30 protein-coding genes and 1 pseudogene are annotated in these 16,553 nt (G+C 43.4%); all 31 read right to left on the bottom strand.

All coding sequences use genetic code 11. From position 1 onward, the window contains the following. Positions 1-23 precede the first annotated feature (23 nt). Positions 24-632 (bottom strand): alpha/beta fold hydrolase, encoded by a 609-nt coding sequence (locus ABTW62_RS07460; RefSeq protein WP_430903969.1) that lies wholly within the window; start codon positions 630-632, stop codon positions 24-26. A 531-nt stretch (positions 633-1,163) separates the two neighbouring features. Next, positions 1,164-1,556 carry a 50S ribosomal protein L17 gene (gene rplQ, locus ABTW62_RS07465; protein ID WP_430903970.1) on the bottom strand — a complete coding sequence of 131 codons (393 nt, stop codon included), beginning with the start codon at positions 1,554-1,556 and terminating at the stop codon, positions 1,164-1,166. Next, positions 1,543-2,547 carry a DNA-directed RNA polymerase subunit alpha gene (locus ABTW62_RS07470; protein ID WP_430903971.1) on the bottom strand — a complete coding sequence of 335 codons (1,005 nt, stop codon included), beginning with the start codon at positions 2,545-2,547 and terminating at the stop codon, positions 1,543-1,545. The genes rplQ and ABTW62_RS07470 overlap by 14 nt, the downstream gene beginning before the upstream one ends. Positions 2,548-2,584: 37 nt before the next feature. Next, positions 2,585-3,211 carry a 30S ribosomal protein S4 gene (gene rpsD / locus ABTW62_RS07475; protein WP_430903972.1) on the bottom strand — a complete coding sequence of 209 codons (627 nt, stop codon included), beginning with the start codon at positions 3,209-3,211 and terminating at the stop codon, positions 2,585-2,587. A 12-nt stretch (positions 3,212-3,223) separates the two neighbouring features. Beyond that, positions 3,224-3,613: a 30S ribosomal protein S11 gene (gene rpsK / locus ABTW62_RS07480; protein WP_430903973.1), complete on the bottom strand. Its 390-nt coding sequence runs from the start codon at positions 3,611-3,613 to the stop codon at positions 3,224-3,226. A gap of 46 nt (positions 3,614-3,659) precedes the next feature. Continuing rightward, on the bottom strand, positions 3,660-4,019 hold the full coding sequence (rpsM, locus tag ABTW62_RS07485; protein WP_430903974.1) for a 30S ribosomal protein S13: 360 nt from the start codon (positions 4,017-4,019) through the stop codon (positions 3,660-3,662). Between the two features lie 35 nt (positions 4,020-4,054). Next, positions 4,055-4,168 (bottom strand): 50S ribosomal protein L36, encoded by a 114-nt coding sequence (gene rpmJ / locus ABTW62_RS07490; protein ID WP_090415543.1) that lies wholly within the window; start codon positions 4,166-4,168, stop codon positions 4,055-4,057. 75 nt (positions 4,169-4,243) lie between these two features. Beyond that, the gene (infA, locus tag ABTW62_RS07495) at positions 4,244-4,462 is read right to left on the bottom strand and encodes a translation initiation factor IF-1 (RefSeq protein WP_430903975.1); all 219 of its coding nucleotides are present in this window, start codon (positions 4,460-4,462) and stop codon (positions 4,244-4,246) included. A gap of 11 nt (positions 4,463-4,473) precedes the next feature. Then, complete coding sequence (gene secY, locus ABTW62_RS07500; protein ID WP_430903976.1) at positions 4,474-5,796, bottom strand: preprotein translocase subunit SecY; 1,323 nt, start codon at positions 5,794-5,796, stop codon at positions 4,474-4,476. Then, positions 5,786-6,247: a 50S ribosomal protein L15 gene (gene rplO, locus ABTW62_RS07505; RefSeq protein WP_430903977.1), complete on the bottom strand. Its 462-nt coding sequence runs from the start codon at positions 6,245-6,247 to the stop codon at positions 5,786-5,788. The genes secY and rplO overlap by 11 nt, the downstream gene beginning before the upstream one ends. Continuing rightward, the gene (gene rpmD, locus ABTW62_RS07510; RefSeq protein WP_430903978.1) at positions 6,248-6,433 is read right to left on the bottom strand and encodes a 50S ribosomal protein L30; all 186 of its coding nucleotides are present in this window, start codon (positions 6,431-6,433) and stop codon (positions 6,248-6,250) included. It lies immediately after the preceding gene. Then, entirely contained in the window at positions 6,430-6,918 is a 489-nt protein-coding gene (gene rpsE, locus ABTW62_RS07515) for a 30S ribosomal protein S5 (protein ID WP_430903979.1), read from the bottom strand. The genes rpmD and rpsE overlap by 4 nt, the downstream gene beginning before the upstream one ends. 65 nt (positions 6,919-6,983) lie before the next feature. Continuing rightward, a complete protein-coding gene (rplR, locus tag ABTW62_RS07520; protein ID WP_430903980.1) occupies positions 6,984-7,340 on the bottom strand; it encodes a 50S ribosomal protein L18 in 357 nt (118 codons plus the stop codon). 15 nt (positions 7,341-7,355) lie between these two features. Next, positions 7,356-7,892, bottom strand: a complete 537-nt coding sequence (gene rplF / locus ABTW62_RS07525; RefSeq protein ID WP_430903981.1) for a 50S ribosomal protein L6 — start codon at positions 7,890-7,892, stop codon at positions 7,356-7,358. A gap of 20 nt (positions 7,893-7,912) precedes the next feature. Further along, the gene (gene rpsH, locus ABTW62_RS07530; RefSeq protein WP_430903982.1) at positions 7,913-8,308 is read right to left on the bottom strand and encodes a 30S ribosomal protein S8; all 396 of its coding nucleotides are present in this window, start codon (positions 8,306-8,308) and stop codon (positions 7,913-7,915) included. Between the two features lie 68 nt (positions 8,309-8,376). Beyond that, on the bottom strand, positions 8,377-8,682 hold the full coding sequence (gene rpsN, locus ABTW62_RS07535) for a 30S ribosomal protein S14 (protein WP_430903983.1): 306 nt from the start codon (positions 8,680-8,682) through the stop codon (positions 8,377-8,379). Between the two features lie 9 nt (positions 8,683-8,691). Then, positions 8,692-9,231, bottom strand: coding sequence for a 50S ribosomal protein L5 (rplE, locus tag ABTW62_RS07540; protein WP_430903984.1), 540 nt, complete (start codon positions 9,229-9,231; stop codon positions 8,692-8,694). Positions 9,232-9,249: 18 nt separating this feature from the next. Continuing rightward, positions 9,250-9,567 (bottom strand): 50S ribosomal protein L24, encoded by a 318-nt coding sequence (gene rplX / locus ABTW62_RS07545; protein ID WP_430903985.1) that lies wholly within the window; start codon positions 9,565-9,567, stop codon positions 9,250-9,252. Positions 9,568-9,582: 15 nt separating this feature from the next. Further along, positions 9,583-9,951, bottom strand: coding sequence for a 50S ribosomal protein L14 (gene rplN, locus ABTW62_RS07550; RefSeq protein ID WP_090415532.1), 369 nt, complete (start codon positions 9,949-9,951; stop codon positions 9,583-9,585). An 89-nt stretch (positions 9,952-10,040) separates the two neighbouring features. Beyond that, complete coding sequence (gene rpsQ, locus ABTW62_RS07555) at positions 10,041-10,286, bottom strand: 30S ribosomal protein S17 (RefSeq protein WP_430903986.1); 246 nt, start codon at positions 10,284-10,286, stop codon at positions 10,041-10,043. Further along, on the bottom strand, positions 10,283-10,477 hold the full coding sequence (gene rpmC / locus ABTW62_RS07560; protein WP_430903987.1) for a 50S ribosomal protein L29: 195 nt from the start codon (positions 10,475-10,477) through the stop codon (positions 10,283-10,285). The genes rpsQ and rpmC overlap by 4 nt, the downstream gene beginning before the upstream one ends. A 4-nt stretch (positions 10,478-10,481) precedes the next feature. Next, positions 10,482-10,898 (bottom strand): 50S ribosomal protein L16, encoded by a 417-nt coding sequence (gene rplP, locus ABTW62_RS07565; RefSeq protein WP_090415529.1) that lies wholly within the window; start codon positions 10,896-10,898, stop codon positions 10,482-10,484. A 98-nt stretch (positions 10,899-10,996) separates the two neighbouring features. Next, positions 10,997-11,623 (bottom strand): annotated as a pseudogene (rpsC, locus tag ABTW62_RS07570) (30S ribosomal protein S3); the annotation flags it as partial. Between the two features lie 27 nt (positions 11,624-11,650). After that, positions 11,651-11,983 (bottom strand): 50S ribosomal protein L22, encoded by a 333-nt coding sequence (gene rplV, locus ABTW62_RS07575; protein ID WP_430903988.1) that lies wholly within the window; start codon positions 11,981-11,983, stop codon positions 11,651-11,653. A 9-nt stretch (positions 11,984-11,992) separates the two neighbouring features. Continuing rightward, the gene (gene rpsS, locus ABTW62_RS07580) at positions 11,993-12,274 is read right to left on the bottom strand and encodes a 30S ribosomal protein S19 (RefSeq protein WP_430903989.1); all 282 of its coding nucleotides are present in this window, start codon (positions 12,272-12,274) and stop codon (positions 11,993-11,995) included. Positions 12,275-12,280: 6 nt separating this feature from the next. Beyond that, on the bottom strand, positions 12,281-13,114 hold the full coding sequence (rplB, locus tag ABTW62_RS07585; protein WP_430903990.1) for a 50S ribosomal protein L2: 834 nt from the start codon (positions 13,112-13,114) through the stop codon (positions 12,281-12,283). Beyond that, the gene (gene rplW, locus ABTW62_RS07590) at positions 13,114-13,449 is read right to left on the bottom strand and encodes a 50S ribosomal protein L23 (protein ID WP_430903991.1); all 336 of its coding nucleotides are present in this window, start codon (positions 13,447-13,449) and stop codon (positions 13,114-13,116) included. Before rplW ends, rplB begins: the two co-directional genes overlap by 1 nt. Then, the gene (gene rplD / locus ABTW62_RS07595; RefSeq protein WP_430903992.1) at positions 13,446-14,063 is read right to left on the bottom strand and encodes a 50S ribosomal protein L4; all 618 of its coding nucleotides are present in this window, start codon (positions 14,061-14,063) and stop codon (positions 13,446-13,448) included. The genes rplW and rplD overlap by 4 nt, the downstream gene beginning before the upstream one ends. Positions 14,064-14,119: 56 nt before the next feature. Continuing rightward, positions 14,120-14,767: a 50S ribosomal protein L3 gene (gene rplC / locus ABTW62_RS07600; protein ID WP_430903993.1), complete on the bottom strand. Its 648-nt coding sequence runs from the start codon at positions 14,765-14,767 to the stop codon at positions 14,120-14,122. An 80-nt stretch (positions 14,768-14,847) separates the two neighbouring features. Next, entirely contained in the window at positions 14,848-15,156 is a 309-nt protein-coding gene (gene rpsJ, locus ABTW62_RS07605; RefSeq protein ID WP_090415521.1) for a 30S ribosomal protein S10, read from the bottom strand. 196 nt (positions 15,157-15,352) lie between these two features. Next, positions 15,353-16,543, bottom strand: a complete 1,191-nt coding sequence (gene tuf / locus ABTW62_RS07610) for an elongation factor Tu (protein ID WP_430903994.1) — start codon at positions 16,541-16,543, stop codon at positions 15,353-15,355. Positions 16,544-16,553 lie beyond the last annotated feature (10 nt).

Below are 16,553 nucleotides of genomic sequence, written 5' to 3' on the forward strand. Positions count from 1 at the left end.
GGACAGCTTCCTAGCCCGATCACTCAGGTCGGGTTGGCAAGATGCAGATCAATCAATGGTGCCACTTCCTTCGCATGGATCATGGCGAGGTTATGATCACCACCGGACACAATATAAAGTTTAGCATATGGCAGCAAAGATGCGATCTCGCGCCCAACACTGACAGGACTGATCGGATCGGCATCCCCCCACAGAAGCAAGGTAGGTACCTGGATCTTGGGCAACTGGCATGACAAGTCTTCGTTATAATCTGCAAACCAGCGCGGAAACGCAGGATTGGCAGCATACATAAGCGGGCGCCAGTCAAGCGCACCAAAATGCTGCAAATCTATCCCGCCAGAGGTCACCGCCAATACTAGATGGGTCACAAGACCGGGTTGCTCAAGCGTGGCCCGGATTGCCATGATGCAACCCATTGATTGTGCAATCAGCGCGCAAGGCCGATCGATCTCAGCCACGACCAGATCGACCAGGTCATCCATGGAGTTGACTTGGGGATCAGCCGGAATAGAACCAAAGCCAGGCCATTTCAAGTAGACATGGTCTGCTTGATGCTTCAATAAATGCGCGACAGGCAGCCAGAATTCGGTATTACCCGAAGCGCCTGGCAGAAAAAGGAGTTTGGCAGGCATCACATCCCCTACAATCATAACGGCAAGCATGCAAGATTCTCGCAATATTTCAACAATATACAGCCTGCAGGCAATATCGCTAAATTTGCACTATGCTGAACATTTTATTAGCATTTTTCAGTGAGCCACGCAAAAAATCAGCGGCTAATGAGGGAAATAACGAGGCAGGAAAAACTAATTTGACGTGCTGAACGCTGAAAGGATTGTTAAGATTGAGCAAGCATTAACAACAGACATATTTGAACTTGTTAAGGGTATCTCTAAAAATCCATATTTCGTCACAATACGTCGTTGATCACAAAAAATGTCCCTAACATATCCATCATATGCTGCGTCAGCATTTTTTGTTCTCGCCTCGTCTTGTTTAAAACTCTGAATTTTAGAGGCACCCTTAAATCTATCAACCGGTTCTCAGTAACTCATATGTTTTGAGAAAGTAGCTAGTTATAGACTGGAGGCAGGTTGATGATCAAATCATGCGAGGCTTAACACTTATCAGACAGAAAATCTGTCTGATAAGTAAAAAAATGGTTAGTTATCTGCGCTTTCAGCGACAGTGTCTTGATCGACTCTATCAAGCAATTCGACGATAGCCATGGGAGCATTATCGCCTTTTCTGAATCCACATTTAAGAATTCTCAAATAACCACCATTTCGTGATTGATAGCGCGGTCCCAATTCAGAAAAGACTTTTAAAACCATATCACGATTTCTTAGCCGATTAAAAGCAAGGCGTTTATTCGCTAATGAAGGTTTTTTACCCAGGGTAATAACCGGTTCAACTACTCGCCGTAATTCTTTAGCTTTGGGCAATGTTGTTTTGATGATCTCATGCTGGAGCAAAGAATTAGTCATGTTTCTGAACATGGCTAAGCGATGGCTAGAGGTGCGATTAAGCTTGCGTAAACCATTACGATGACGCATGACCTGTTTCCTTTACATAATTTTCAAGATTGGCTGGAGGCCAATTTTCAAGTTTCATACCTAATGATAAATCACGCGCAGCCAAGACTTCCTTGATTTCATTGAGTGACTTACGACCTAAATTTGGAGTACGCAATAATTCGGCTTCAGTACGCTGAATTAAATCTCCGATATAAAATATATTTTCTACTTTAAGACAATTGGCAGATCTGACCGTAAGCTCGAGATCATCAACCGGCCTGAGCAGAATAGGGTCGATTACAGGCGTTTTAGGTTGTTCTGTAGGTAATGGTGTGCTTTCCAAATCAGCAAAAAATGAAAATTGCTCAACCAAGACTCTCGCAGCATACCGAATCGCTTCTTCAGGATCGACCGAACCATTTGTTTCAATGTCGATGATTAATTTATCAAGGTCAGTACGTTGTTCAACCCGTGCACTTTCTATAGCATAGCTAACCCGTCGGATTGGACTGAAAGAAGCATCCAGCAGTATCTCGCCAACCGAAATGTCAGCATCTTCACTGCGGCGCACAGATACGGGCTGATAGCCTCTCCCCTCTTCCACTACAATCTGTAGATCCAACTTGCCGCCAGCTGTAATATGGGCTATAGGATGATCGGGATTGATAATCTCGACATCATGTGGCACATCAATATCAGCTGCAGTCACTAATCCTTCAGTACTTTTCCTAAGCGTGATAAGTGCATGCGATTTATTATGAAGCTTAAAAATAATACCTTTAAGATTCAAAATAAGATCAACAACGTCCTCCTGGATACCATCAAGTGAGGAATATTCATGCACCACCCCAGCAATAGTAACCTTTGTCGGTGCACAGCCCGAAATGGAAGATAAAAGCACACGACGTAATGCATTACCTAAGGTATACCCAAAACCGCGCTCGAATGGCTCCATTATCACCTTTGCATGCAGAGGTGTAATATTCTGAACCTCGACTATTCTAGGTGTGAGAAAACTATTTAATGACATAACGTTGCCAATATGTGAGAACTGTTAACTAATCTAATTACTTAGAATAAAGTTCGATAACCAAAGATTCGTTAATGGTTGACGAGAGATCACTGCGTTCTGGCTTGCTTTTATAAACACCAGTCAAATTATCAAAATCGACCTCAACCCAAGAAGGAATATTGCGTTTTTTTGCAATTTCAGCAGACGCCTTTATACGAATATACTTTTTGGCATGCTCAGCGACTCCTACCTTATCGCCAGGCGATACTTGGTACGAAGGGATATTGACTCTCTTATCGTTTACTAAAATACAGTTATGCCTAACAATTTGCCTAGACTCAGATCTGGACGCACCAAAACCCATATGATAGGCAACGTTATCTAACCGTCCTTCTAATAACTGCAGCAAATTTTCACCGGTGACGCCTTTCTGCCGATCTGCTTGTTTATAAACATTACGGAACTGGTGTTCGAGCAAGCCATAAATTCTTCTGATTTTCTGTTTTTCTCGCAGCTGAACTGCATAATCAGACATTCTGGTTTTTTTCTGCCCATGTTGACCTGGAGGGTAGTTCCGACGTTCAATTGCGCATTTTTCAGTAAAACATTTATCGCCTTTTAAAAATAACTTTTCTTTCTCGCGGCGACATTGTCTGCATTTTGGATTTAGATTTCTGGCCATATTAGATTCTCCTTAAATACGACGTTTCTTTGGTGGCCTACATCCATTATGAGGAACAGGGGTCACGTCGGTTATACTAGTAATCTTAAAGCCAGTTGCATTAAGTGCTCGCACAGCCGAATCGCGGCCTGGGCCTGGACCTTTCACTCTTACCTCAAGATTTTTGACACCACAATCCATAGCCAATTTACCAGCTTGTTCGGCTGCAACCTGTGCAGCAAAAGGTGTACTTTTACGGGAACCCTTAAATCCAACGCCGCCGGAGGTTGCCCAGGATAACGCATTCCCTTGTCGATCAGAGATCGTGACAATGGTGTTGTTGAAAGAAGCATGAATATGCGCCACACCTTCAACAACATTTTTTTTGGTTTTTTTTCTAGCTTTAGATAATGACTTGACCATTAAAATAACATCCTAAGTATTGAATAATAGCGCAAAAATATTGACGTTATCTCGATCGTACTGCCTTGCGCGGGCCTTTTCTCGTTCTAGCATTGGTTTTGGTACGTTGTCCTCTGACAGGCAAACCTCTACGATGCCGCAATCCACGATAAGAACCGAGATCGATGAGTCTCTTGATATTCATGGATACTTCACGGCGAAGATCACCTTCGACAACTAGCTTACCAATATAATCACGCAACTCATCTAGCTTAGCATCGGGAATATCTTTCAGTTTAACGGATGGCGTTATATCTAAATCCGTACAAATTTTACGAGCGGTAGCGTTACCAATTCCATAAATAGATGTTAATGCAATATTAACATGTTGATTATTTGGTATGTTTACACCAGCTATACGTGCCATTTTCTTACCTTGAGCAATTTATGGGAAATTGGATGTTAGCCTTGACGTTGTTTGTGTCGTGCATCGGTACAAATGACTCGAACGACACGATGACGTCTAATAATTTTGCAATTTCTGCATATTTTTTTTATTGATGCGCGCACTTTCATTGATCGACTCCAAAATATATTTCGTGATATCGCTAGCCATACAAAATAGCCAGGTTAATTTTTACAGACAAAAGATTATTTCGTACGAAAAGTAATACGAGCTCTCGATAGGTCGTACGGTGTTAAATCAACAGTTACCTTATCGCCTGGCAAAATCCGGATATAGTTCATACGCATTTTTCCGGAAATATGACCAAGCACAATATGACCGTTTTCGAGTTTAATTCGAAAAGTTGCATTAGGGAGAGTTTCTATAACTTCCCCTTGCATCTGGATAGTTTCTTCTTTTGCCATTGTCAAATTTATTACCGCGAAAAGCTTGAACCTGACTTAAAGTTGGCTTTCTTGAGCAGACTCTCATATTGTCCAGACATTACATGAGACTGTACCTGCGCCATAAAATCCATTGTGACAACCACGATGATCAGCAATGAGGTGCCACCGAAATAGAACGGCACATTCCATTTAAGAATCATAAACTCGGGCAACAAACAAACAAGCGTAACATAAATAGAACCGATCAGAGTCAGTCGAAGCATGATACGTTCGATATATTTGGAAGTCTGTTCTCCTGGGCGGATACCGGGAATGAAAGCACCACTCTTTTTGAGATTGTCAGATGTTTCTCTTGGGTTAAAAACCAAGGCTGTATAAAAGAAACAGAAGAATATGATCAATGTGGCATATAAGAGTACATACACAGGCTGGCCTGGCGATAATGCAGCGCTAAAATCTTTGAGCCATAGCAAATCGACGTCATCCGAAAACCACCCGGCTAGGGTAGCTGGGAATAATATTATACTGGAAGCGAAAATTGGCGGAATCACGCCGGCCATATTTAATTTCAAGGGAAGATGGGAAGACTGGCCACCCACTACCTGACGCCCCACTTGCCGTTTAGCATAATTGACCAAAATTTTCCTTTGGCCGCGTTCAACAAAAACGACAAAAGCAGTCACAGCCAAAGCGGCAATAAAGATAAACAAAGCAGTCAGAAAATGCATCGCGCCGGTATTGACGAGCTCAAGCGTGCCGCCAATTGCGCTCGGCAGACCCGCCGCTATACCTGCGAAAATGATCAACGATATACCATTACCAATTCCACGTTCAGTTATCTGTTCACCGAGCCACATTAAAAATACCGTACCAGTAACGAGCGTGACAATCGTAGTAAATAAAAATAATGGGCCAGGCGTGATGACCAATCCAACCTGTGACTGCAGTGCAATAGAAATGCCGTAGCTTTGGAGTGTTGCTAATAACAGCGTGCCATAGCGTGTATATTGCGTAATTTTGCGGCGTCCAGATTCACCTTCTTTCTTTAAAGATTCTAGATGCGGCACTGCTACCGTACCCAGTTGCATTATGATCGAAGCAGAAATATAAGGCATAATGCCTAGCGCAAATATCGAAAAACGCGACAACGCACCGCCCGAGAACATATTGAACATCCCAAGAATGCCACTTTCTTGGGTTTCAAAGAGATCCTTGAGCACCACGGGATCTATGCCTGGTACCGGTACATGCGCGCCGATTCGGTATACGATAAGCGCCAACAAAAGAAACCAGAGACGTTTCTTTAGGTCATAAAATTTATCAGTCGTTGAGACTTTAGGTTTAGATGCCATTAGCTTCTTTTTGTGTAAATTCTACCGTTCCACCAGACTGCTCGATTGCAGTTCTTACTCCTTGCGATACTTGAATATTTTTAACCGTTAATGCTTTATCAATTGCACATTGAGACCAAATGATCTTCAAACGGCTACGAGTATCTTTAACCAATCCTTGCTCGTACAAAACATTGGGATCAATTATTTGTTGATTGATTTTCAATACCTCAGATAATTTAATTTCTTGTGTAGGCTGTTTGCCATAAACGGTAAAACCGCGTTTTGGTAACCGGCGCTGGAGTGGCATCTGTCCACCCTCAAAACCCACCTTATGAAAACCACCCGCGCGAGACTTCTGACCTTTATGCCCTCGTCCACAAGTTTTACCCAATCCTGAACCAATGCCTCTGCCTACCCGTCGACGAGCAACATTGGATCCAACAGCAGGTTTTATAGTATTGAGTTTCACTTAACCCTCTAATTTCACTAAATAGTTAATGGTATTAATCATGCCACGATTGGATGGGGTATCCTCAACAACAACAGATTGATTGACTTTTCTCAGACCCAATCCATGTGCACTGAGCCTATGATTCTTCTTCGTGCCTATTAAACTTTTAACTAGCGTGACTTTAAGAGATTTGACTTGACTCATTCTCTATGCCCCAAAATATCTTCGACTGACTTGCCACGCTTAGCCGCAATCATCGCCGGGGAGTTAACCTTGCTAAGACCATTGATGGTTGCACGCACAATGTTATATGGATTAGTGGAACCTATGCATTTGGCCAGAATATTGTGTATACCCATCACCTCAAAAATCGCTCGCATTGGACCGCCTGCAATGATTCCAGTTCCCTCGGACGCCGGCTGCATATATACCTTGGCTGCACCATGCTCCCCAATGACAGCATGATGAAGTGTGCCGTCTGCCAAATTTATTTTAATCATTTTTTGGCGCGCTTCTTCTATAGCTTTCTGAACAGCAACCGGCACTTCTCGCGATTTTCCTTTGCCCATGCCGATACTACCATTACCATCACCAACGACTGTCAATGCAGCAAAGCCGAGAATGCGACCGCCCTTAACCACTTTCGTAACACGGTTGACAGAGACCATCTTCTCTTTCAAGCCGTCCATTTTGCTATCCTCCTGGGCACGACCTCCAGGTGCTTTTGTAACTCTAGCCACTTTGCACTCCTAAATCAAAACTTGATGCCAGCACTTCTAGCAGAGTCTGCCAAGGCCTTTACACGACCATGATATTTAAATCCGCTACGGTCAAAAGCCACATCACTTATATTGTGCTCAAGTGATTTCTTGGCAACTAATTCGCCAACGAATTTTGCCGCTTCAATAGAACTTCCATTGGGATATTTAGCTTTTACCGCCGGTTCGAGCGTAGAGGCAGATGCAATAACTTTACTGGCAACAGGATCAAATACTTGCGCATAGATATGCTTATTGCTTCTATGCACCAGCAATCTGTATTTGCCGGAATTCATAATCTTTAGTCTCGTAGCTTTTGATCTACGTAAACGCATTTGCTTTGTCGTTAGCATTTATGCATACCTAATTTATTTTTTCTTGGTTTCTTTCAACACTATTTTTTCGTCGGAGAACCTTATGCCTTTGCCCTTATATGGCTCTGGCTTTCGAAACCCTCTGATTTCAGCTGCAACTTGTCCGACGGCTTGCTTATCGATTCCCTTGATCCGAATTTCTGTTTGTGTCGGCACTTCGGCTTGTACGCCATTTGGCAGTGCATAAACAACAGGATGCGAAAATCCTAAACTGAGATTAAGGCTGGAGCCTGTCACCTGAGCTCTATAGCCAACACCCACAAGCAATAGCTTTTTCTCAAATCCGCTAGTAACACCAGCAATCATATTAACGATCAATGATCTGAGGGTGCCGATGATAGCCTTAGCATGCTTGGTCGCTTTTAATGCGCTAACCTCAAGGGCGCCAGAATCCAGGGTTATTTTTACAGTTTGCTTATCAAATTCTTGCAATAATTCACCCAAAGGGCCTTTGACAGTTAAAGCTGAATCTCTCACCTGGACATCGACATTTCCGGGAACCGGAATCGGTTTTGTGGTTGCAAAAGTCATTATTCTTAATCCTTATTACCTTAGGTCACGATACACAGGATCTCACCACCCAAACCACTTTCCCTAGCCGAGCGCTCCGTCATTACACCTCTAGAAGTAGAGACAATAGCTATTCCTAAACCATTCATCACCTGAGGCAAATCGGTTTTTGGCTTGTAAATCCTTAATCCAGGCCGGCTAACTCGCTTGATTGTCTCTATAACAGCACCACCATTGAAGTATTTCAACAAAACACTTATGTGGGGCTTTTTATCTACATCAATGAGTTTATAATCTTGTATATAGCCTTCGTCTTTCAAGACTTTTAAAATAGACAACTTAAGCTTAGACGAAGGCATTACAACTTCTTTTCTTTCTGATAATTGCGCATTTCTTATACGAGTTAACATATCTGAAATGGGATCAGTCATACACATATAATTACACCACTATTTTAATAGTCTTTAACACTTAGGCTATCGTTATGACCCAGCATCTAAACCAGTTACCAGCTAGCCTTAATGACACCTGGAATTTGACCACACATGGCTATTTCACGTAGTTTAATACGTCCAAGCCCGAATTTTTTGTATACCCCTCTTGGCCGGCCTGTAAGCGCACAACGTTGACGAAGTCTTACTGGACTGGAATCTCGTGGTAACTTTTGCAATGATTCTCTCGCCGCCAACTTTTGATCATGATCAGCGCTGGAATCATTCAGAATAGCAAGTATTTCGGATCTGCGCTTCGCAAATTTATCTACAATTTTTATTCTTTTTAAGTTTCTATTAATTATCGATTTTTTTGCCACAATATTCCCTTAGCTTCTGAATGGAAATCTAAATGCAGACAACAACGCCTTGGCCTCAGTGTCTGTCTGAGCTGTCGTCGTTACGGTTATGTTTAGTCCACGCAATTTATCAATTTTATCATAATCTATCTCAGGGAAAATTATTTGTTCCTTTATGCCCATATTGAAATTCCCGCGTCCGTCGAAACCCTTAACCTGGATGCCTCTAAAGTCGCGAATACGAGGAATTGCTATATTGACCAATCTGTCTAGGAATTCAAACATTTTCTTACCACGCAGCGTCACCATACAACCGACTGGATAGCCAGCACGCACCTTGAAGGTGGCAATCGATTTGCGGGCCTTTGTTATAATCGGCCGCTGCCCTGCAATTTTTTCCAGATCATTAAAGGCATTTTCAATAATTTTTTTATCTGAAGATGCCTCACCCACTCCCATGTTCAGCGTAATTTTTGTAATTCGAGGAACCTGCATCACCGATTTATAGCTAAATCTGTCAACCAGTTCTTTCACTACCGTTTGTCGATAAAAATCTTGTAATCGCGTCATTTTGTATACATTGCCTTATTACGAGTCAATCAGGCTACCATCAGATTTAAAGTAGCGCACTTTTAAACCAGATTCATCCAGCTTGAAGCCCACGCGATCTGCCTTTTTAGCTGAAAAATTGTATATGGCGATATTTGAAATATGTATTGGCTTTTCCATCTCAATAATACCGCCAGTTACGTTTTTATTCGGATTGGGCTTGACATGCTTCTTGACTTTATTGACATCCTGTACAATAACATGCTCATCCGATTCATATTTCAGGATAGTGGATCGCTTGCCCTTGTCTTTTCCAGCTATTACGATAACGTCATCACCCTTTCGTATTTTTTTCATGATCATCTACCTCTACTATAAAACTTCGGGTGCTAATGACACTATTTTCATAAATTTTGCTGTACGCAGTTCTCTTGTAACTGGACCAAATATACGGGTACCGATGGGTTCCAGTTTAGCGTTCAATATGACTGCCGCATTGGAGTCAAACTTAATCAAGGATCCATCTGCACGTCGAACACCCTTGGCGGTACGGACGACAACGGCGTTATATACCTCGCCTTTTTTGACACGCCCCCGGGGTGCCGCATCCTTGACAGCAACTTTGATGATGTCACCCACGCCAGCAAATCTCCGTTTTGATCCACCCAAAACCTTGATACACATAACGGAACGAGCGCCAGTATTATCCGCGACTTTAAGTACCGACTGCATTTGAATCATAATCTCTTTTACACCCAGTTAATATTTTAGGTTTAGAAGTTGAGCCAAGTATTAGAGCCTAATAAATCCTTGCCTAACTAACTTTTATTTTAGACCGCTTTGATTACTTTCCACGATTTGGTTTTTGATACAGGCTTGGTTTCGCATATTTCTACCAAATCGCCAATCTTATATTGATTGAGCTCATCATGCGCATGAAACTTCTTGGAACGCTTGATAATCTTCCCATATAGCGGATGCTTGACTTTCCTGTCAATGCGAACAGTCACCGTTTTATCTCTTTTGTCACTGACCACTTGACCGATCAGAATATTACTTTGATTATTCATATTCATGATTGCGCCGCTTTCTGTCCTAAAATGGTTTTGACACGCGCTATATCGCGTCGCACATTTTTAATTTGTGAAACATTCTCTAACTGTTGCGTCGCGTGTCTCATCCGCAGTCCAAATTGTGTTCTACGCAAAGAAAGCAATTCCTTCTCTAACTCCGCCCGTTCCTTTGTTCTCAATTCATCAGTTTTCATATACTCAAGTTCCTAATTGCCTAACGACAAATGTTGTCTGTACTGGAAGCTTTGCGGAAGCCAATCTGAATGCCTCTCTGGCCAATGCTTCATCGACTCCGTCCATCTCATACAACATCTTGCCAGGCTGAATCTCAGCAACGTAGTACTCTGGATTACCCTTGCCTTTACCCATCCGAACCTCGGCAGGTTTCTGGGATATCGGTTTATCCGGGAAAATTCTGATCCATATTCTACCACCACGCTTGATATGTCTTGTCATCGCGCGCCTGGCAGCCTCAATCTGGCGAGAGGTCAATCGGCCTCGTCCAACAGCTTTTAAACCAAATTCACCAAAGCTCACCTTGTTTCCTCTGGTCGCGATGCCGGTATTTCGCCCTTTATGTTGCTTTCTATATTTGGTTCTGGATGGTTGCAACATCTAAAGTATTCCTTAGCCTAATTTTGATTAATCTTCAATGGATACTAAAAGATTCATCACTTCAATCAATAGATGATCTAAATCTGCCGCTCTTTGATAGAGAGCTGCTCTCCCTTAAATACCCATACTTTCACGCCAATGACACCGTAAGTCGTTTTGGCTTCAGCCGTGCCATAATCCACTTCTGCCCTTAAAGTATGAAGAGGCACTCTCCCTTCACGATACCACTCTGTACGCGCAATCTCGATTCCGTTCAAACGCCCGGAACTCATAATTTTAATGCCTTGAGCGCCGAGTCTCATTGCATTCTGTATGGCTCGCTTCATCGCCCGTCTGAACATAATTCGCTTCTCGAGCTGTTGTGTAATATTCGCAGCGATTAATTGTGCATCTATTTCTGGTTTGCGGATTTCTTCAATATTAATATGAACCGGAATAGCCATTAGCTTTTCAACATTCCGTCTCAAAATCTCAATATCTTCACCCTTTTTTCCAATCACAACACCTGGTCTTGAAGTATGAATGGTGATACGGGCATTTTTAGAAGGCCTCTCAATGACAATATTTCCCACTGAGGCATGACTCAATTTTTTCAAAAGATATTGTCTGACCTGTATGTCCTCTCTGAGAAAATCTGGGAATTTCTTAGTATTCGCATACCAGCGTGATGACCAATTCTTTAAAACTGAAAGTCGAAAGCCTGTTGGGTTGATTTTTTGTCCCATGATTACTTCAAGTCCTTATTTTATAAACTATTTATCACCGACAGTCAGCAATATATGGCAAGTTGGTTTAACAATGCGATTACCTCTACCCTTCGCTCGAGGACTGACCCGTTTGAGTGAAGGCCCACGGTCGACATAAATTTTGGAGACGTTCAGTTCGTCTATATCTGCGCCCTCGTTATGCTCAGCATTTGCTACCGCAGATTCCAGCAATTTCAATATGATTTCTGCGCCCTTTTTAGGACTGAAGGTCAATACCTTGATTGCCTGTTCGACACGCAACCCTCTTATTTGGTCCGCGACGAGGCGTCCTTTCTGAGCAGATAATCTGACTCCACGTAAGACAGCTGTAGTTTGCATTTATTATCCTTATCGCTTAGAACCGGCTTTTTTATCACCAGCATGACCTTTAAAGGTTCTAGTATGTGAAAATTCGCCTAATTTATGCCCGACCATATTTTCCGTAATAAACACAGGAATATGTTGCTTACCATTGTGCACGGCAATGGTCAATCCTATGAAGTCAGGAAGAATTGTTGAGCGTCGCGACCATGTTTTAATCGGTTTCTTGTCATTTTTCTGACGCGCAGTATAAACTTTATTGATCAGATGCAGATCAACAAACGGGCCTTTTGAAATAGAGCGACTCATACTAAATTAACCTTTTTTAGAATACCTACTACGTACAATCATATTATCGGTTCTTTTATTTCTACGTGTGCGTGAACCTTTTGCTGGCGTACCCCAGGGACTGACAGGATGGCGGCCGGCGGCTGTTTTACCTTCACCACCGCCATGCGGGTGATCCACAGGGTTCATTGCAACCCCTCTGACGGTTGGCCGTATACCTCTCCAGCGTGTAGCACCAGCTTTACCGATTGACCTAAGGTTATGCTCGGCATTGCCAACTTCTCCAAGAGTAGCTCGACAGTCAATATGTATTTTCCTGATTTCACCGGACCTCAGTTTGATTTGCGAGTAATTACCTTCTCTAGCCATCAATTGAACCGCTGACCCCGCTGAGCGGGCAAGCTGAGCGCCTTTACCCGGTTTGAGCTCGACGCAATGCAGGGTGCTGCCAATAGGTATATTACGTATAGGCAAAGTATTGCCCGTTTTGATGGGTGCACTTGGCCCATTCACAAGCAATGACCCTACTACCGTATCCTTGGCTGCAATAACATATCTTCTCTCACCATCAGCATAACAAAGCAATGCAAGATGCGCACTTCTGTTTGGATCGTATTCTATCCTTTCAACCTTAGCCGGAATATCGTCCTTATTTCTCTTAAAATCAACGATACGATAATGTTGTTTATGTCCGCCACCTATATGACGAACAGTAATCCTGCCGCTATTGTTTCGTCCGGCATGTTTTTTCTTTTTTTCTAGTAATTTTGCATAAGGCTCACCCTTATGCAAAAAACTATTAACTAGTTTGATTACCCCTCTGCGGCCAGGTGAGGTCGGTTTGGTTTTTACAAGTGCCATTACTTATCCTCAAATAACTTCACATCAGTAAAGTCGATTTCTTGATCGCCTTTTAGGCTGACATACGCTTTTTTCCAGCCAGATCTCTTACCAATAAATCGGCCAAATCTTTTCGTTTTACCTTTAACGTTAGAAATCTGAACGCTCTCTACCTGAATTTTCTGCGATTCCCATAACTGCTCTATTGCTGACTTGATCTCAGTTTTATTCGCATCGGAAGCAACACGAAAAATAATTTGATGGTGCTTATCTGCAATAAAAGTGGCCTTCTCAGAAATTTGTGGTGACAAAATGACCTGGAATGCTCTTTCCCGACTGATATTTACTGTTTTCATAGCAGCACACTTTCAAATTGTTTGGCTGTCGCCTTAGTGACAATCACGCTATCGTAATGTAACAAACTGACAGGATCGATTCCTGCAACCTCCACTACTCTTGTGTGGGGTACATTTCTCGATGCCAGATATAAATTGTCATCGATTGCATCAGTGATGATCAATACATTAGACAACTGGTGAGTATCCAGTTTCTGGATAAAATCTTTAGTTTTAGGAGTCGCTACCGTGAATTCATCGATAAATTTTATTCTGTTTTCCCTCAACAGCTGGGAAAGGATCGTGCATATTCCGGCACGATACATTTTTCGATTAACTTTATGGCTAAAGTTTTCATCTGGTTTGTTAGGAAATATTTTCCCACCACCACGCCATATCGGATTCGATGCTGCACCGGTTCGTGCTCTGCCAGTGCCTTTCTGCCGCCATTGTTTACGAGTCGACATGACGACTTCAGAGCGGCCTTTCTGCGAGCGAGTCCCTGTCCGAGCATTGGCCAAATATGACTTAACAATCTGATGCACTAGCGCTTCGTTATAAGCTCTTCCGAAAACAGAATCAGATAGACTCAACTCTTCTGATGCCCCATTTTCGTTAACACATGAAATCTTCACTTCGCCCCCAAATTTCGTTCTACTATACTAAATGGATATGATTAAGCTACGGTCATTTATTTATGTGTCTGTTTAATGCCAGGACGAATAAAAACTCCATTACCCTTTGCGCCAGGAACGGATCCTTTCAGAAACAACAGTCCTCGCTGCACATCGACTCGTACTACTTCTATATTCTGGATCGTACACGTCTCACCACCCAAACGGCCTGACATCTTTTTGCCGGGAAAAACACGGCCAGGATCTTGAGCCATTCCTATGGAACCCGGCACGTTATGTGATTTTGAATTGCCATGGCTTGCCCGATTGGAGGAAAAATTGTGTTTTTTGATAGTCCCGGCATAGCCCTTACCTATGGATTCACCGCTGACATCAACCTTCTGACCTACTTCAAAGAGCTCGACGCTGATCTCCGCACCAGGCTTCAGACCTTCAATTGCAGTGGGATCAGCCCTAAATTCCTTAACAATTCTACCCGCCTCTACGCCAGCTCGAGCAAAATGGCCAGACAATGGCTTGGTGATTCGGCTTGAACGTTGTAGTCCATGGGTAAGTTGGATCGCGGTATATCCGTCTTTGACAGCAGATTTGATTTGAACAACTCTATTTCCTGAAATATCCAAAACGGTGACCGGCACACTACTTCCTGTTTCGGTAAATACTCTAGTCATTCCTATTTTTTTACCGATTAATCCTGGCATCATTTTTTTTCCTTTAACTACTTTTATTGGTCAGGCTATTCAAAAATACAAAATCAGCTATAACTCGAATCAGCCAGCGCCGCCTACAGCTTAATTTCAACGTCCACGCCGGCAGGTAGATCCAATTTCATCAAAGCATCTACCGTTTTATCCGTAGGATCAATAATATCCATCAAACGCAAATGCGTTCTAATTTCAAATTGATCTCTTGATGTTTTATTCACATGCGGAGAGCGTAATAAATCAAATCTCTCAATACGCGTAGGCAACGGAACTGGTCCTCTTACAACCGCACCAGTTCGCTTCGCTGTTTCGACAATTTCCATCGCTGACTTATCGATTAAACGATAATCGAAAGCTTTTAAGCGAATGCGTATTTTTTGACTTTGCATAGATTAACCTGTTATGAACTCTTAATTCTTTATCTTAATTTACGGCCACTGACTTAGTATGTGCTTTTGATTGTTATCGATCATTGACTAACAACACTTAGCAGGCGTTCTATTACATCAGCAGCTACTTGGGTTTACTTAATTATTAAATCACTTGCAAGACCAACCCATGACTCAATAAATGGTAACCCAACATTTATTCCATAACCTTGGCCACCACACCGGCACCCACTGTCCGGCCGCCTTCGCGGATGGCAAAGCGCAAGCCCTCATCCATTGCAATCGGCGCTATCAGGTTAACCGTGACCGATACGTTATCGCCCGGCATGACCATTTCAACCCCGGCCGGCAACTCGATCGAACCCGTGACATCGGTAGTACGGAAATAAAACTGCGGACGATAGCCGGCAAAAAACGGTGTATGACGACCACCCTCTTCCTTGCTCAGGACATAAATCTCTGCTGTAAATTTTGTATGCGGCGCGATACTGCCCGGCTTGGCCAGCACTTGACCACGCTCGACCTCCTCGCGCTTGGTCCCACGCAGCAGCACCCCGACATTATCACCCGCCTGACCTTGATCAAGCAGTTTGCGGAACATTTCCACCCCAGTGCAAACCGTCTTGATGGTTGGGCGCAGACCGACAATCTCGATCTCTTCACCCACCTTGATCACGCCACGTTCGACGCGCCCGGTCACCACGGTACCGCGACCGGAGATGGAGAACACATCCTCCACCGGCATAATAAAAGCACCATCGATCGCCCGCTCTGGCTCTGGAATGTAGCTATCCAGTGCTTCAGCCAGCTTCAGAATGGAGGGCTCGCCAATTTCGCTTTGATCGCCTTCCAGCGCTTTCAGTGCCGATCCCGTCACAATCGGGGTATCGTCCCCAGGAAAATCATATTTGGACAACAGCTCGCGAATTTCCATTTCGACCAGCTCGAGCAATTCGGCATCGTCCACCATGTCCGCCTTGTTCATGTAGACAATGATATAGGGCACGCCCACTTGCCGCGCCAGCAGAATATGCTCGCGCGTCTGCGGCATCGGGCCATCAGCTGCCGACACCACCAGAATGGCGCCATCCATTTGCGCTGCACCGGTGATCATGTTTTTAACGTAGTCAGCATGACCTGGACAATCAACGTGGGCATAATGGCGCTTTTCGGTTTCGTACTCGACATGCGAGGTATTGATCGTAATGCCGCGCGCACGCTCCTCTGGTGCAGAATCGATCTGGTCATAGGATTTGGCCTCGCCACCAAAAGTCCTGGTCAGTATCGAAGTAATGGCTGCTGTCAGCGTCGTTTTTCCATGATCCACATGACCTATAGTTCCCACGTTCACATGTGGTTTTGACCGCTCAAATTTGCTCTTTGCCATGCTGTTTGTT

The sequence above is a fragment of the Nitrosomonas sp. ANs5 genome (assembly GCF_050584665.1).
Taxonomy (GTDB): Bacteria; Pseudomonadota; Gammaproteobacteria; order Burkholderiales; family Nitrosomonadaceae; genus Nitrosomonas.

What these genes read in the sequence shown, in the direction of transcription:
- ABTW62_RS07460 (WP_430903969.1), bottom strand. Translation starts at nt 632, where the DNA reads ATGCCTGCCAAACTCCTTTTTCTGCCAGGCGCTTCGGGTAATACCGAA.
- rplQ (WP_430903970.1), bottom strand. Translation starts at nt 1,556, where the DNA reads ATGCGTCATCGTAATGGTTTACGCAAGCTTAATCGCACCTCTAGCCAT.
- ABTW62_RS07470 (WP_430903971.1), bottom strand. Translation starts at nt 2,547, where the DNA reads ATGTCATTAAATAGTTTTCTCACACCTAGAATAGTCGAGGTTCAGAAT.
- rpsD (WP_430903972.1), bottom strand. Translation starts at nt 3,211, where the DNA reads ATGGCCAGAAATCTAAATCCAAAATGCAGACAATGTCGCCGCGAGAAA.
- rpsK (WP_430903973.1), bottom strand. Translation starts at nt 3,613, where the DNA reads ATGGTCAAGTCATTATCTAAAGCTAGAAAAAAAACCAAAAAAAATGTT.
- rpsM (WP_430903974.1), bottom strand. Translation starts at nt 4,019, where the DNA reads ATGGCACGTATAGCTGGTGTAAACATACCAAATAATCAACATGTTAAT.
- rpmJ (WP_090415543.1), bottom strand. Translation starts at nt 4,168, where the DNA reads ATGAAAGTGCGCGCATCAATAAAAAAAATATGCAGAAATTGCAAAATT.
- infA (WP_430903975.1), bottom strand. Translation starts at nt 4,462, where the DNA reads ATGGCAAAAGAAGAAACTATCCAGATGCAAGGGGAAGTTATAGAAACT.
- secY (WP_430903976.1), bottom strand. Translation starts at nt 5,796, where the DNA reads ATGGCATCTAAACCTAAAGTCTCAACGACTGATAAATTTTATGACCTA.
- rpmD (WP_430903978.1), bottom strand. Translation starts at nt 6,433, where the DNA reads ATGAGTCAAGTCAAATCTCTTAAAGTCACGCTAGTTAAAAGTTTAATA.
- rpsE (WP_430903979.1), bottom strand. Translation starts at nt 6,918, where the DNA reads ATGGACGGCTTGAAAGAGAAGATGGTCTCTGTCAACCGTGTTACGAAA.
- rplR (WP_430903980.1), bottom strand. Translation starts at nt 7,340, where the DNA reads ATGCTAACGACAAAGCAAATGCGTTTACGTAGATCAAAAGCTACGAGA.
- rplF (WP_430903981.1), bottom strand. Translation starts at nt 7,892, where the DNA reads ATGACTTTTGCAACCACAAAACCGATTCCGGTTCCCGGAAATGTCGAT.
- rpsH (WP_430903982.1), bottom strand. Translation starts at nt 8,308, where the DNA reads ATGTGTATGACTGATCCCATTTCAGATATGTTAACTCGTATAAGAAAT.
- rplE (WP_430903984.1), bottom strand. Translation starts at nt 9,231, where the DNA reads ATGACGCGATTACAAGATTTTTATCGACAAACGGTAGTGAAAGAACTG.
- rplX (WP_430903985.1), bottom strand. Translation starts at nt 9,567, where the DNA reads ATGAAAAAAATACGAAAGGGTGATGACGTTATCGTAATAGCTGGAAAA.
- rplN (WP_090415532.1), bottom strand. Translation starts at nt 9,951, where the DNA reads ATGATTCAAATGCAGTCGGTACTTAAAGTCGCGGATAATACTGGCGCT.
- rpsQ (WP_430903986.1), bottom strand. Translation starts at nt 10,286, where the DNA reads ATGAATATGAATAATCAAAGTAATATTCTGATCGGTCAAGTGGTCAGT.
- rpmC (WP_430903987.1), bottom strand. Translation starts at nt 10,477, where the DNA reads ATGAAAACTGATGAATTGAGAACAAAGGAACGGGCGGAGTTAGAGAAG.
- rplP (WP_090415529.1), bottom strand. Translation starts at nt 10,898, where the DNA reads ATGTTGCAACCATCCAGAACCAAATATAGAAAGCAACATAAAGGGCGA.
- rplV (WP_430903988.1), bottom strand. Translation starts at nt 11,983, where the DNA reads ATGCAAACTACAGCTGTCTTACGTGGAGTCAGATTATCTGCTCAGAAA.
- rpsS (WP_430903989.1), bottom strand. Translation starts at nt 12,274, where the DNA reads ATGAGTCGCTCTATTTCAAAAGGCCCGTTTGTTGATCTGCATCTGATC.
- rplB (WP_430903990.1), bottom strand. Translation starts at nt 13,114, where the DNA reads ATGGCACTTGTAAAAACCAAACCGACCTCACCTGGCCGCAGAGGGGTA.
- rplW (WP_430903991.1), bottom strand. Translation starts at nt 13,449, where the DNA reads ATGAAAACAGTAAATATCAGTCGGGAAAGAGCATTCCAGGTCATTTTG.
- rplC (WP_430903993.1), bottom strand. Translation starts at nt 14,767, where the DNA reads ATGATGCCAGGATTAATCGGTAAAAAAATAGGAATGACTAGAGTATTT.
- rpsJ (WP_090415521.1), bottom strand. Translation starts at nt 15,156, where the DNA reads ATGCAAAGTCAAAAAATACGCATTCGCTTAAAAGCTTTCGATTATCGT.
- tuf (WP_430903994.1), bottom strand. Translation starts at nt 16,543, where the DNA reads ATGGCAAAGAGCAAATTTGAGCGGTCAAAACCACATGTGAACGTGGGA.